Source organism: Microbispora sp. H10949 (genome assembly GCF_014161435.1).
GTDB classification, from domain to species: Bacteria; Actinomycetota; Actinomycetes; order Streptosporangiales; family Streptosporangiaceae; genus Microbispora; species Microbispora triticiradicis.
Map to the genome: position 1 here is coordinate 474,834 of NZ_JABBWZ010000008.1, position 12,381 is coordinate 487,214.

Below are 12,381 nucleotides of genomic sequence, written 5' to 3' on the forward strand. Positions count from 1 at the left end.
GGCGTCCTCGCCGCCGGGCCGTCTCACGGCCTTCTCCGTTCCGGCGGCCCTCCGGCCACCGGAACGGAGACGGGGCAGGGGGGAGGGGTCAGCTCCGGGTCCACTTCTGGCTGGTCGTGCCGGTGCAGGACCACAGCTGCACCTTCGTGCCGTTCGCGGTGCCGAAGTTGCTCGCCTCCAGGCACTTGCCCGACTGCACGCCGGTGATGGTGCCGTCGGAGTTGACGTTCCACTGCTGGTTGGCCTGGCCGTTGCAGTCCCAGATGATCGCCCGGGTGCCGTTCGCGGTGCCGGCGGCCTCGGCGTCCAGGCACTTGTTGCCGTACACCTGCAGCTGCTTCGACGAGGTGTACGTCCACTGCTGGTTGGCCTGGCCGTTGCAGTCCCAGAGCTGGAGCTGGGAGCCGTTGGCCGTGCTCGCGCCCGGCACGTCCAGGCAGCGACTCGCGTTGACGTTGCGCACCGCCGTCGCGCCGCCGCTCGGAGAACTCGGAGAAGCCGACGGCGACGGACCCGAGGTGTCGGGGGGCAGGAGGGTGACGGTGTAGGTGTCGTCGATGCTCGTGTGCGGGACGTTGACGGTGGCGCCGTTGTTCGACACGTTCACCACGGTGTTCTGGACGGTGACCGGGCCGGTGACGGCGCCGCCGCCGCTGTAGGGGATGCGCTCGACGACGACGCGTACCTGGTTGTTCTGCACGATGCCGCTGGTGGTGTCGAGGCGTTGCAGGTTGACCGCGACGTTGCCGGTGGTGCGGCCGCCGCCGAGGAGGATCTTGGCGTTCGCGGTGTCCTTGGTGGCGAAGGCGTCGTAGTTCGAGCTGGGGGTGACCGAAGCGATCTGCCCGGTCTGGGAGCCGTAGAAGCGGTAGACCCACCACTCGCCCTTGGGCGAGTACTGGCCGGCGGAGTTGTGGGTCAGGAGGTTGCCCAGGTCGTTGTGCAGGTTGCCGCCACTGGCCCAGTTCGCGCGCAGGCCGTCGGCACCGGCCCGTTCAAGCCGGGCGATGTACCAGGCGCCGTCGGCCGGGTTCTGCTCGTTGGACGCGCCGTACTCGTTGATCTGGTACGGGCGGGGGTGGGCGATGCCCCGCGAGTCGAGGCTGGTGTTCGCGGTGGCCACGTTGGACACCGGGTCGCCGGGCAGCGAGTGCCAGCTGACGATGTCGGGCACGGCGTTGTTGGCCTTGACGTAGTCCAGGTACTGCGTCCACCAGCCGCTCGTGGACGGCACGCCCGCCAGGCTCGGGCCCACGATCAGCTGGGACGGGAACGCGGCCCGGATGCGCTGGTAGGCCCGCTTCCACATCTCGAAGTACTGCGACTGGGGACGGTTCCAGAAAATCGTGATGTTGGGCTCGTTCCAGATGTCCCACTGCACCGGGGCACCCGTCGCCCGCACGTCGTTGATCACGCGGGTGAGGAAGTTGTCGTAGTCGGTCCAGTTGCCGTTGTCGCCCGGGAAGCGCGAGATCGCGTAACCGTCGGCGCCCCACAGGTCGTGCACCAGCAGGACGAACTCCCCGCCCAGCGAGCGGGTGCGCAGCAGCTGGGCGCGGGTGGCGTTCCACCGCCGGTCGTACTTGCCCGACACCCATCCGCCCGGGCTGTCGAGCTGCGCGCCACCGGCCCGCATGTACCGGTACTTCACGTCGGTGAAGAAATGGTCCGGCGGATTGGCGCCGTTCTCGGTCATGCCGTAGATCCACCCCGACGCCCGATAGGTCGGGGAACCGTTCGTGACGGAGAAGTTCACGGTGATGGACTCGTCGGCGGCCTGGGCCGGCCCGGCGGTCGCGAGGACGGACGCGGCGACCATGGCCGTGGCCGACAGCAGTGCGGCGAGGCCCTGGCGACGCCGGCGTCGCGTACGGGGAGTGGTGTCCACTGGCGACTCCTTGGACAGAGGGGTGTTCTGGGAGTTGTGCTGGGAGTTGTTCTTTGGGGGGCTGTACGGGGGGCCGAGCGAAATGCCGAACCTCTCCCGGGGCTTCCCGGACGCCGTCGCGGAGCGGTTCCCGGCGGGCCTCACCGGTGGCCGCGCCGCAGGCGCGGCGGAGGCTCCCGCCGGATCAGTCGAATCGATTCGTCGCGAAGCCTAGGCTTGCCCCTGAGTTGATGTCAATGGTGGGTGTCCTGTATGTGTACGGACTGTTTCCCGGCCAGCGCCGCGGCGTGCGATCCCGCGGACCTGGACCGGTCTCATCGCATGAAACTTCCATCGAACCGGTTAGAGATGGGATGCGGTGAGCAAGGGAGGGGGACGCCGTGCCGCTCGGGTGACGTCCGGGCCGGCGCCCGGTTCGGTGGTTACGCTTCGCGCGAAAGAACCGCAGGGCGGGGGCACCCTCCCCGGGCGTCCCCGGTGCGTTTCCGGGCCGTTCACGGCGAAGACGCGCAGCCCACGGCGGGTGGCCCCCGGCGCGTTGGGTCACGCCCGCTCGCCGGCCGGGCCGGTCCACCAGCTCCGTGCCGGGATTACGGAGGGGCCTTACCCGGGGCCCGGCAACTAGAGTGAAGACTCCGATTCAGGCTCAGCTTCGGAGGGGAGCCGACATGTTCGAGAGGTTCACCGACCGTGCGCGGCGGGTTGTGGTCCTGGCCCAGGAAGAGGCCCGGATGCTCAACCATAATTACATTGGTACCGAGCACATTCTTCTTGGGCTGATCCATGAGGGCGAAGGTGTGGCGGCCAAGGCTCTGGAGAGCCTGGGGATCAGCCTCGAGGCCGTACGCCGGCAGGTCGAGGAGACGATCGGCCAGGGGCAGTCGGCGCCGTCGGGGCACATTCCCTTCACTCCGCGTGCCAAGAAGGTGCTCGAGCTGTCGCTTCGTGAGGCGTTGCAGCTTGGGCACAACTACATCGGCACCGAGCACATCCTGCTGGGCTTGATCCGGGAGGGTGAGGGCGTCGCGGCGCAGGTGCTGGTGAAGCTGGGCGCTGACTTGAACCGGGTGCGGCAGCAGGTCATCCAGTTGCTGCACGGTTACCAGGGCAAGGAGCCGGCGGCGGCGGGCGGGCCGCAGGAGTCGGCGCCGTCGACGTCGCTGGTGCTGGACCAGTTCGGGCGGAACCTGACCCAGGCCGCGCGGGAGGGCAAGCTCGACCCGGTGATCGGCCGGGACAAGGAGATCGAGCGCGTCATGCAGGTCCTCTCCAGGAGGACCAAGAACAATCCGGTGCTGGTCGGCGAGCCCGGTGTGGGCAAGACCGCGGTGGTGGAGGGCCTGTCCCAGAAGATCGTCAAGGGTGAGGTGCCCGAGACGCTGAAGGACAAGCAGCTCTACACCCTCGATCTGGGCGCGCTGGTGGCCGGGTCGCGCTACCGCGGCGACTTCGAGGAACGCCTGAAGAAGGTCGTCAAGGAGATCCGCACCCGCGGCGACATCATCCTGTTCATCGACGAGCTGCACACGCTGGTCGGCGCGGGCGCCGCGGAGGGCGCCATCGACGCGGCGAGCATTCTGAAGCCCCCGCTCGCGCGGGGCGAGCTGCAGACCATCGGCGCCACGACGCTGGACGAGTACCGCAAGCATGTGGAGAAGGACGCCGCGCTGGAGCGGCGGTTCCAGCCGATCCAGGTGGCCGAGCCGAGCCTGTCGCACACGATCGAGATCCTCAAGGGCCTGCGGGACCGTTACGAGGCGCACCACCGTGTGTCGATCACCGACAGCGCGCTGGTGGCCGCGGCGACGCTGGCCGACCGCTACATCAGCGACCGGTTCCTGCCGGACAAGGCGATCGACCTGATCGACGAGGCGGGCTCGCGGATGCGGATCCGCCGGATGACCGCGCCGCCGGACCTGCGCGAGTACGACGAGAAGATCGCGAACGTCCGGCGTGAGAAGGAGTCCGCGATCGACGCGCAGGACTTCGAGAAGGCCGCCGCGCTGCGCGACCAGGAGAAGCAGCTGCAGGTGCGGCGGGAGCGCCGGGAGAAGGAGTGGAAGGCCGGCGACATGGACGTCGTGGCCGAGGTCACCGAGGAGCTCATCGCCGAGGTCCTCGCCGCGGCCACCGGCATCCCGGTCTTCAAGCTCACCGAGGAGGAGTCGCAGCGGCTGCTCCGCATGGAGGACGAGCTGCACAGGCGGATCATCGGTCAGGACGACGCCATCAAGGGCCTGTCCCGGGCGATTCGTCGCACCCGCGCCGGTCTGAAGGACCCGCGCCGTCCCGGTGGTTCCTTCATCTTCGCCGGCCCCTCCGGAGTCGGTAAGACCGAGCTGTCCAAGGCGCTGGCGGAGTTCCTGTTCGGGGACGAAGACGCGCTGATCATGCTGGACATGTCGGAGTTCATGGAGAAGCACACCGTCTCGCGGCTGTTCGGCTCCCCGCCCGGCTACGTCGGGTACGAGGAGGGCGGCCAGCTGACCGAGAAGGTGCGGCGCAAGCCGTTCTCGGTGGTGTTGTTCGACGAGGTCGAGAAGGCCCACGGGGACATCTTCAACTCGCTGCTGCAGATCCTGGAGGACGGTCGCCTGACCGACGCCCAGGGCCGGGTGGTGGACTTCAAGAACACCGTCATCATCATGACGACCAACCTCGGCACCCGGGACATCTCCAAGGGCGTGGGGATGGGCTTCTCGAAGGCCGACGACAGCGAGTCGACGTACGACCGGATGAAGGCGAAGGTGCAGGAGGAGCTCAAGCAGCACTTCCGGCCGGAGTTCCTCAACCGTGTCGACGACATTGTGGTCTTCCACCAGCTGACGCCCAAGGAGATCATCCAGATCGTGGACCTGATGCTCGCCCAGGTGGCCGAGCGTCTCAAGGACCGCGACATGGGCCTGGAGGTCTCCGCGGCGGCCAAGCAGGTGCTGGCCGACCGGGGGTACGACCCGGTGATGGGCGCCCGTCCGCTGCGCCGGACGATCCAGCGCGAGCTGGAGGACACCCTGTCGGAGAAGATCCTCTATGGCGAGCTGCGGCCGGGCCAGGTCGTCAGGATCGACATCGAGGGCGAGGGTGACAACGCCAAGTTCGTCTTCACCGGCGAAGCCGGGCCCTCGCATGTGGCCGGCGGAGCGGCTCCCGCCGCGCTGCCCGCTCGCTGACCGCGCGCCCCTCAGGCCGGAAGACGGGACACATGCGCGAAGACCAGGCGTTCTGGATCGACACCCGCTCCGACCGGGAGCGCGCACACGGCGGTGACAGTCGCTACACCGAGCTGCTGCGCGACAACATCGGCGAGTTCGACGGCGTCTGGGGCGACATCGCCCCGGTCGCCTTCGCCTGCGCGGCCTGGCGGGTCGCGACGCCTCCCGTCGCCTCGCCGGGGTTTGTGCGGTGGCACCGCCGGATCCTGTCGGCCTCGTGCGTGCGCAACGGCTGGGACGGGTCGATGATCGCCCGCATCAGCCTGGTCTCGCCCCCGCCCGCGGCGCTCACGGCGTCGCGGGCCTGGTGGCGCGACCGGGGCTGGGAGGGCTGGCCGGAGATCTTCGGCCAGTACGTCGAGCCCGCCGAGCGGGATCTCACCAAGATCCCGTTCGTCCGGCCCGTCCTGCTCGTGGACGCGCCGCTGCCGCTCGACGACCTTCCTCCGGCGCCGGACGGCCCCGCCGAGGACCTGCCGGAGCTGGCCCACCGGGCCTTGGTGGTGCTGGTCCGGGAGCTGAACCGGCTGATAGGCCCGATGCTCTCGCAGATCGACGGCCAGGGCGGATAAAGGCCGGTGCCGTGACCGCCAGGGCCTGCCTGGGTGGAGCGGTGTCGAGAGCGGTGGATCGCAAGGCGGAGGGGGGGTCGTGGCGGAGCCTGTGAGCGACGTTCTCCGGCTCTGCGGAATGTCCGAGCTTGCGAGGAGTTTTCGTGGGTGGGGCGATAACGCGGAGAGGTGCCGATCTGGGCGACGCGACGGGGCAAAGTTTGGCGGGAGGACACTTCAAGGCTGAGAGGCCACAGGGCGGCGCCGGCCACATGCCCGACGCCGCCCCTAACTTGTTTCCGCTGGTCAGCCGCCGATCGTGATGGTGACAGGAACGCCGCCAACCTTCACGACGATGACGACAACGATAAGCCAGATGACCAGAATGCGGATGTTCTCGTGGTAGCGCTTGCGGCAGGTCTCCCGTGGAACGTAGTACGGAACCGCCTCACTGAGCGTTGCCAACTTCGAGACGATTTCCGATACGGATGAGGGAAGGAAACCTCGATGATTGGGATCCAACGGTTCTGGCAATTGATTCCTCCAGCAATTTGAATGATGGAACCAACCGCCGGATCGGGCGATTTCAAGGGCATGTGACTCACCGAGGATGACGAGAAACACGCACAGCAGATACACTAGACACGCCTAGCGAGCGTACTAGCGGCCTGACTACCGGTCCGGCAGTTGGTACTTGGCAAGTCGCGCGGACCTCTGCCAGGAGGTTCGCCAGAGCCCCCGGCCTCCCAAGGCCGGGGGCTCTCGACTTCGTAGCTCAGGATATATGGGGCTGGGGATGGCGACAATTCAAGAGTGCGGATTCTCAGATGTCTCTGCATCTTGAAGATCAGCCTCGCGGGGAAGTGATTCATATATCCGCAGGTAGAGCATCTCTGACGGCGGAAGTGTTCCAAGGTGCATCAGGTTAACTTGAAGATCAGCCTCGCGGGGAAGCGATTCATATATCCGCAGGTAGAGCATCTCTGGCGGCGGAAGTGTTCCAAGGTGCATCAGGTTAAGAAGAATGTGCTCGGTGCCGATGTAGCGGCTCGACTCGTGTGTGCCTGGGCCCCTCTCGGCGGTCGTCGGCTCTCCTCCATCGGCCCTCCGCGCATGCTGCCGCAGGTCAACGCCCTGTTCGACGGGCTCGCCGCCCGCCACGGCTACCACGAGGAGCACCAGCTTTTTTCTCGACGCCTCCCTGTACGTACTCGAACGGCACCAGTGCACCCTCGCCCGCCACAAGCACGACTGTCAGCTGCTGCGCCACCCCCGAGGACGCCGACGAACACAACAAGTTCGAGTGCGGCTGGACGTGGGGCATCGTGAAGGACGCCCCCGCCGTTGCCACCCCGCTCGGCATCAGCCCGCAGCCGGAGAGCATCAGGTAGTCCCACCAGACAAAACGCGGGAACGCCGGGGCCCTGCCAGTGGGCAACCTCTTCACCGACATCACGGCGTGGGACGAGGAGCCGTCCTGGTACTTCGCCGAACGGGTCGCCGAGTTCCTCGTCGCCCTGGAGACCGGAGCGTCTGACCAGCGGAACAAGAGCACAGGCGCCGTGAAGTTGGTGGGGGATGGATTTGGTGTGGTTCATCGGCACCTGCGCCGACAGGTCCTACAGATCTAGCTATGCAGTACTAGGCGGCGGGGGAGGGGCGCAGCCCGTCGAACACGACGGCCAGGGTGCGGTCGCGGACCTCGGGTGACCAGCCGGCGTGCAGCGACGCCTGGCACAGGCCGATCAGCAGCGCCAGCACCTCGGGGACCCCGACGTCCCGCCGTACGGCCCCCGCGCGCTGGGCCCCGGTGAGCAGCGCGGCCACGGCGTCGCGCAGCGCGTTGACGGGCTTGGCCACAATGACCTCGACACCCGCCTCGGCCAGCAGGTCGACGACCGTCCGCTGCTCCGCGGCCTGACCGATCACCCAGGTGAAGAACTGGAAGAACGCGGTGGCCGGTTCGCCGGTGCGCGCGAGGTTCCCGGTCTCGGCGGCGACGCGTACGGCGAGACCCTTGATGATCGCCTGGAGGAGCGCCTCCTTCGTCGGGAAGTGGCGGAACACGGTCCCGATGCCGACGCCGGCCTTCTGCGCGATCTCCTCGGTGGAGGCGGACGGCCCCTTGAGCGCGAACACGACCTCGGCGGCCTCCAGGATGCGCTGCCTGTTGCGCTGGGCGTCCGAGCGCAGCGATCTGGTCATCGAACCCCCCGCGCCTGGCCGCTCTCCGAGCAGGTGCTCCGCGCCGCTCAACAGGAGCTGTGACTCCGATTCTAGGGGACAGGGCGCGGCGACGCGGAGAGCCGCTCACCCGCCGCCTCGTCGGGGTGTGACGAGACGACAACGCCGGCCGGACATGCACGACATGTCCGGCCGGCGCATCGGGGCGGTCCGTGCCTCCCCGTCACCCGGTCGCGTCTACTTCGACTTGTTCTTGTTGTAGACGTCGAAGGCCACGGCGAGCATCAGCACGCCGCCCTTGATCGCCTGCTGCCAGTCGACGCCGAGGCCGAGCAGCGACATGCCGTTGTTCATCACGCCCATGACCAGGCCGCCGACGATGGCGCCGACGACGCTGCCGACGCCGCCCGACGCCGAGGCGCCGCCGATGAAGGCCGCGGCGATGGCGTCGAGCTCGAAGTTCGTGCCCGCCTTGGGAGTGGCCGCGTTGAGCCGGGCGGCGAACATCAGCCCGGCGAGGGCGGCCAGCACGCCCATGTTGACGAACACCCAGAACTTCGTCTTCTTGGTCGCGATGCCCGACAGCGCGGCCGCACGCTCGTTCCCGCCGACGGCGTAGATGTGCCGGCCGACCACCGTGCTCGTCGTGACGAACGAGTACGCCGCGGTCAGCACGATCACCACCAGGCCGACGATCGGCAGGCCCTGGTAGACCGCGAGGACCCAGGCGAACGCCCCGATCGCGGCGACGATCGCGACGGCCTTGAGCACGAACCACTGCAGGGCGGGCACACCGAGGCCGTACTCACGGCGCCGGGCGCGCGAGCGCCAGTCGTTCCACACGATCACCGCGGCCCCGGCGAGCCCGAGCAGCATGGTCACCAGGTGCAGGTCGCCGGCGCCGATCTCCGGCACGAAGCCCGACCCGAGCTGCCGGAACCCGGAGGGGAACGGCGCGATCGACTGCCCCTGCAGCACGACCATGCTGAGGCCGCGGAACAGCAGCATGCCGCCGAGCGTGACGATGAACGCCGGGATGCGGGCGTAGGCGATCCAGAAGCCCTGGAACGCCCCGATCAGCCCGCCCGTGACGAGCGCGCCGACCACGACCAGCGGCCAGGGCAGGCCCCAGTTCACGATCGCCACCCCGGTGACCGCCCCGACGAACGCCGCCACCGAGCCGACCGACAGATCGATCTCCCGGTTGATGATCACCAGCATCATGCCGATCGCCAGGACCAGCACGTAGCCGTTCTGCATGATCAGGTTGGTGACGTTCAGCGGCTTGAGCAGGATGCCGTCGGTCAGGATCTCGAACAGCACGACGATGACGACCAACGCGGCGATCATCCCGTACTGCCGGAGGTTCCCCCGCAGGCGGGGACCGGACGACCCGCCCGAGGACGCGGGGGTGGTCGCCGGGCGGTCCACCACGGTCATCGGGCCACCGCCGGTGTGTTCGTCATCAGCCTCATGACAGCCTCCTGTGTCGCTTCCCGCCGTCCGAGCTCACCGGTGATCCGCCCCTGGCTCATCACGTAGATCCGGTCGCACATGCCGAGGAGCTCGGGCAGCTCCGAGGAGATGAGCAGTACGCCCTTGCCCTCGGCGGCGAGCCGCTGGACGATCGTGTAGATCTCGTACTTCGCGCCCACGTCGATTCCCCGGGTGGGTTCGTCGAGCATGAGCACGTCGGGGTTGGTGTACATCCACTTGCTCAGCACGACCTTCTGCTGGTTGCCGCCGCTGAGGTTGCCGGTCTTGGTGAAGACACCGGGCGCCTTGATCCGCAGCCGGTGGAGGAACCCCTCGGCGTCGGCCACCTCCCGGTGCAGGTCGATGACCGAGCGCCGCGAGACGCGGTGCAGGTTCGCCAGCGTGACGTTGCGCCGGATGTCCTCCTCCAGCAGCAGGCCGAGCTCCTTGCGGTCCTCGGTGACGTACGCCAGACCGGCCGCGATGGCGTCGCCCACCGTGGCCAGGTGCAGCTCGCGGCCGTCCTTCCGGAGCGTGCCGCTGATCCGCGCGCCGTAGGACCGGCCGAAGACGCTCATCGCGAGCTCGGTGCGGCCGGCGCCCATGAGCCCGGCGATGCCCACGATCTCGCCGCGCCGCACGGTGAGACTCGCGTCGCGGACGACCTGCCGGTCGGGGACCGTGGGGTGGAAGACGTTCCACCCCTCGATCTCGAACAGCACGTCGCCGATCTCCGGGGTGCGCGGCGGGTAGCGGTGGTCGAGGTCGCGCCCCACCATGCCCCTGATGACGCGGTCCTCGTCCACCCCGGCGGCGACCTCGAGCGTCTCGATCGTCCGGCCGTCCCGCAGGATCGTGATCGCGTCGGCCACGGCCATCACCTCGTTCAGCTTGTGCGAGATGAGGATCGAGGTGATGCCGTGGTCGCGCAGGTCACGCAGGAGCCGCAGCAGGTTCTCGCTGTCGGTCTCGTTGAGCGCGGCGGTCGGCTCGTCGAGGATGAGCAGCTTTACGTCCTTCGCCAGGGCCTTGGCGATCTCGACGAGCTGCTGCCTGCCCACTCCGAGCGCGTTCACCGGGGTGTCCGGGTCCTCGCGCAGGCCCACCTTCTCCAGCAGGCGCACGGTCTCGTCCGACGTGGCGTGCCAGTCGATGACCCCGCGCCGCGCCCGCTCGTTGCCGAGGAAGACGTTCTCCGCGATGGACATGCCCGGGATGAGCGCGAGCTCCTGGTGGATGATGACGATGCCCGCCGCCTCGCTCTGCCGCAGGCCGCGGAAGGCGCAGGGGCGGGAGTCGAGGAGAATCTCCCCCTCGTAACTCCCGTGGGGGTAGACCCCGCTGAGCACCTTCATCAGGGTGGACTTCCCGGCGCCGTTCTCGCCCACGAGGGCGTGGACGGTCCCGCGCTCGACGTCGAAGTTCACGTCGTCGAGCGCGCGGACACCGGGGAACTCCTTGGTTATCCCCCGCATCCGGAGGATATGGTCGGGCATCGGAGGCCCCTTTCGTGCCGTGAACCCGCGAGGCTCAGCCGGTGAGCTGGGCCTCGGTGTAGTAGCCGCCGTCGACCAGGATCTGCTTGTAGTTGTCCTTGTCGACCGACACGGGCTTCAGCAGGTACGACGGCACCGTCTTGACGCCGTTGTTGTAGCTGTCGGTGTTGTTGACCTCGGGCTTCTTGCCCTGGACGACGGCGTCGGCCATCGAGGCCGCCACCTTGGCCAGCTCGCGGGTGTCCTTGTAGACGGTCTGCGTCTGCTCGCCCGCGATGATCGACTTCACCGAGGCCAGCTCGGCGTCCTGGCCGGTGATGATCGGCAGCGGCTTGCCGGAGGAGCCGTACCCGACGCTCTTCAGCGCGGAGATGATGCCGATGCTGATCCCGTCGTACGGCGAGAGCACCGCGTCGATCTTCTCGGACGTGTAGTTCGCGCTCAGCAGGTTGTCCATGCGGGCCTGGGCGGTGGCGCCGTCCCAGCGCAGCGTCGCGGCCTGCTCCAGCTTCGTCTGCTTGCTGCGCACCACGAGCTTGCCCGAGTCGATGTACGGCTTGAGCACCGACATGGCGCCGTTGAAGAAGAACACCGTGTTGTTGTCGTCGGGGGAGCCGGCGAACAGCTCGATGTTGAACGGGCCCTTGCCGTCCTTCAGCCCCAGCTTGTCCTCGATGTAGCCCGCCTGCTGCACGCCGACCTGGAAGTTGTCGAACGTGGCGTAGTAGTCCACGTTGGGGGTCTTCATCAGCAGCCGGTCGTAGGCGATGACCGGGATCTTCTGGTCGGCCGCCTGCTGCAGCACGTCGGTGAGGGCGGCGCCGTCGACGGCCGCGACGACGAGCACCTTCACGCCCTTGGTGATCATGTTCTCGACCTGGGAGACCTGGGTCTCCACCACGTCCTCGGCGTACTGCAGGTCGGTGTCGTAGCCCAGCGACTTGAACTGCTGGACCATGTTGTCGCCGTCCTTGACCCAGCGCTCGGACGACTTGGTGGGCATCGCGATGCCCACGGTCCCCTTACCGCCGGCGGTCGTGTTCCCGCCGTCCCCGCTGCTGTTGCCGCACGCGGCCGCCAGCAGCAGTAACAGCCCTGCCACCAGCGCGCCTGTGAATTTGCGCATGAGACAATCTCCTTCGGAATGGTTGTTCCTCGCGTCCCGCCGGGGGCCTAGACCGGCGGGGCGCGGTTTTCCCGCCCGGCCATGGAGCCGGGCGGAAGCTCTCAGGGGCTCATGCCGGTGCTCTCCCTGACCACGAGTTCGGGCTCGACCAGACGCGCCGGCTCGCCGTCGCGGCTCGCGATGCGGTGCAGCAGGAGCCGGAACGCCTGCCGGCCGAGCTCGCCGAAGTCCTGCCGCACCGTGGTCAGCGGCGGCCAGAAGTACGCCGCCTCCGGCACGTCGTCGAACCCCACGACACTCACGTCCTCGGGCACCCGCCGGCCCGCCTCCCGCAACGCCCGCAACACCCCCATCGCCATATGATCATTGGCCACGAACACCGCCGTCACCGCCTCATCGGCCGCCAACCGCCGCCCCAGCTCATAACCCGACGACGCCGTCCAATCCC

Annotated in this window: 10 protein-coding genes; 2 read left to right on the top strand and 8 right to left on the bottom strand. The window is 68.2% G+C overall.

The annotated features are described in order from the left end of the window. Positions 1 to 88: 88 nt before the first annotated feature. Positions 89 to 1,888, bottom strand: a complete 1,800-nt coding sequence (locus tag HHX40_RS23010; protein ID WP_167521644.1) for an RICIN domain-containing protein — start codon at positions 1,886 to 1,888, stop codon at positions 89 to 91. A 668-nt stretch (positions 1,889 to 2,556) separates the two neighbouring features. On the opposite strand from HHX40_RS23010, the gene HHX40_RS23015 reads away from it, so the two are divergent. Both HHX40_RS23015 and HHX40_RS23020 read left to right on the top strand, forming a co-directional pair. Further along, positions 2,557 to 5,058, top strand: coding sequence for an ATP-dependent Clp protease ATP-binding subunit (locus HHX40_RS23015; protein ID WP_182882254.1), 2,502 nt, complete (start codon positions 2,557 to 2,559; stop codon positions 5,056 to 5,058). Positions 5,059 to 5,090: 32 nt separating this feature from the next. Then, positions 5,091 to 5,672 carry a hypothetical protein gene (locus HHX40_RS23020; RefSeq protein WP_182882255.1) on the top strand — a complete coding sequence of 194 codons (582 nt, stop codon included), beginning with the start codon at positions 5,091 to 5,093 and terminating at the stop codon, positions 5,670 to 5,672. A gap of 285 nt (positions 5,673 to 5,957) precedes the next feature. Here HHX40_RS23020 and HHX40_RS23025 read toward each other — a convergent pair whose 3' ends face one another. The 7 genes from HHX40_RS23025 to HHX40_RS23055 all read right to left on the bottom strand — a co-directional run. Next, positions 5,958 to 6,275 carry a hypothetical protein gene (locus tag HHX40_RS23025; RefSeq protein ID WP_182882256.1) on the bottom strand — a complete coding sequence of 106 codons (318 nt, stop codon included), beginning with the start codon at positions 6,273 to 6,275 and terminating at the stop codon, positions 5,958 to 5,960. Between the two features lie 183 nt (positions 6,276 to 6,458). After that, entirely contained in the window at positions 6,459 to 6,830 is a 372-nt protein-coding gene (locus HHX40_RS23030) for a hypothetical protein (RefSeq protein ID WP_182882257.1), read from the bottom strand. A 462-nt stretch (positions 6,831 to 7,292) separates the two neighbouring features. Then, positions 7,293 to 7,856 (bottom strand): TetR/AcrR family transcriptional regulator, encoded by a 564-nt coding sequence (locus HHX40_RS23035; RefSeq protein WP_182882258.1) that lies wholly within the window; start codon positions 7,854 to 7,856, stop codon positions 7,293 to 7,295. A gap of 216 nt (positions 7,857 to 8,072) precedes the next feature. Then, positions 8,073 to 9,269, bottom strand: a complete 1,197-nt coding sequence (mmsB, locus tag HHX40_RS23040; protein ID WP_396788204.1) for a multiple monosaccharide ABC transporter permease — start codon at positions 9,267 to 9,269, stop codon at positions 8,073 to 8,075. A gap of 2 nt (positions 9,270 to 9,271) precedes the next feature. Next, a complete protein-coding gene (gene mmsA, locus HHX40_RS23045; protein WP_182882260.1) occupies positions 9,272 to 10,807 on the bottom strand; it encodes a multiple monosaccharide ABC transporter ATP-binding protein in 1,536 nt (511 codons plus the stop codon). A gap of 34 nt (positions 10,808 to 10,841) precedes the next feature. Then, positions 10,842 to 11,933 carry a multiple monosaccharide ABC transporter substrate-binding protein gene (chvE, locus tag HHX40_RS23050; protein WP_182878208.1) on the bottom strand — a complete coding sequence of 364 codons (1,092 nt, stop codon included), beginning with the start codon at positions 11,931 to 11,933 and terminating at the stop codon, positions 10,842 to 10,844. 101 nt (positions 11,934 to 12,034) lie between these two features. Then, positions 12,035 to 12,381, bottom strand: a 347-nt coding sequence (locus HHX40_RS23055; RefSeq protein ID WP_182882261.1) for a substrate-binding domain-containing protein, incomplete at its 5' end; no start/stop codon positions are given.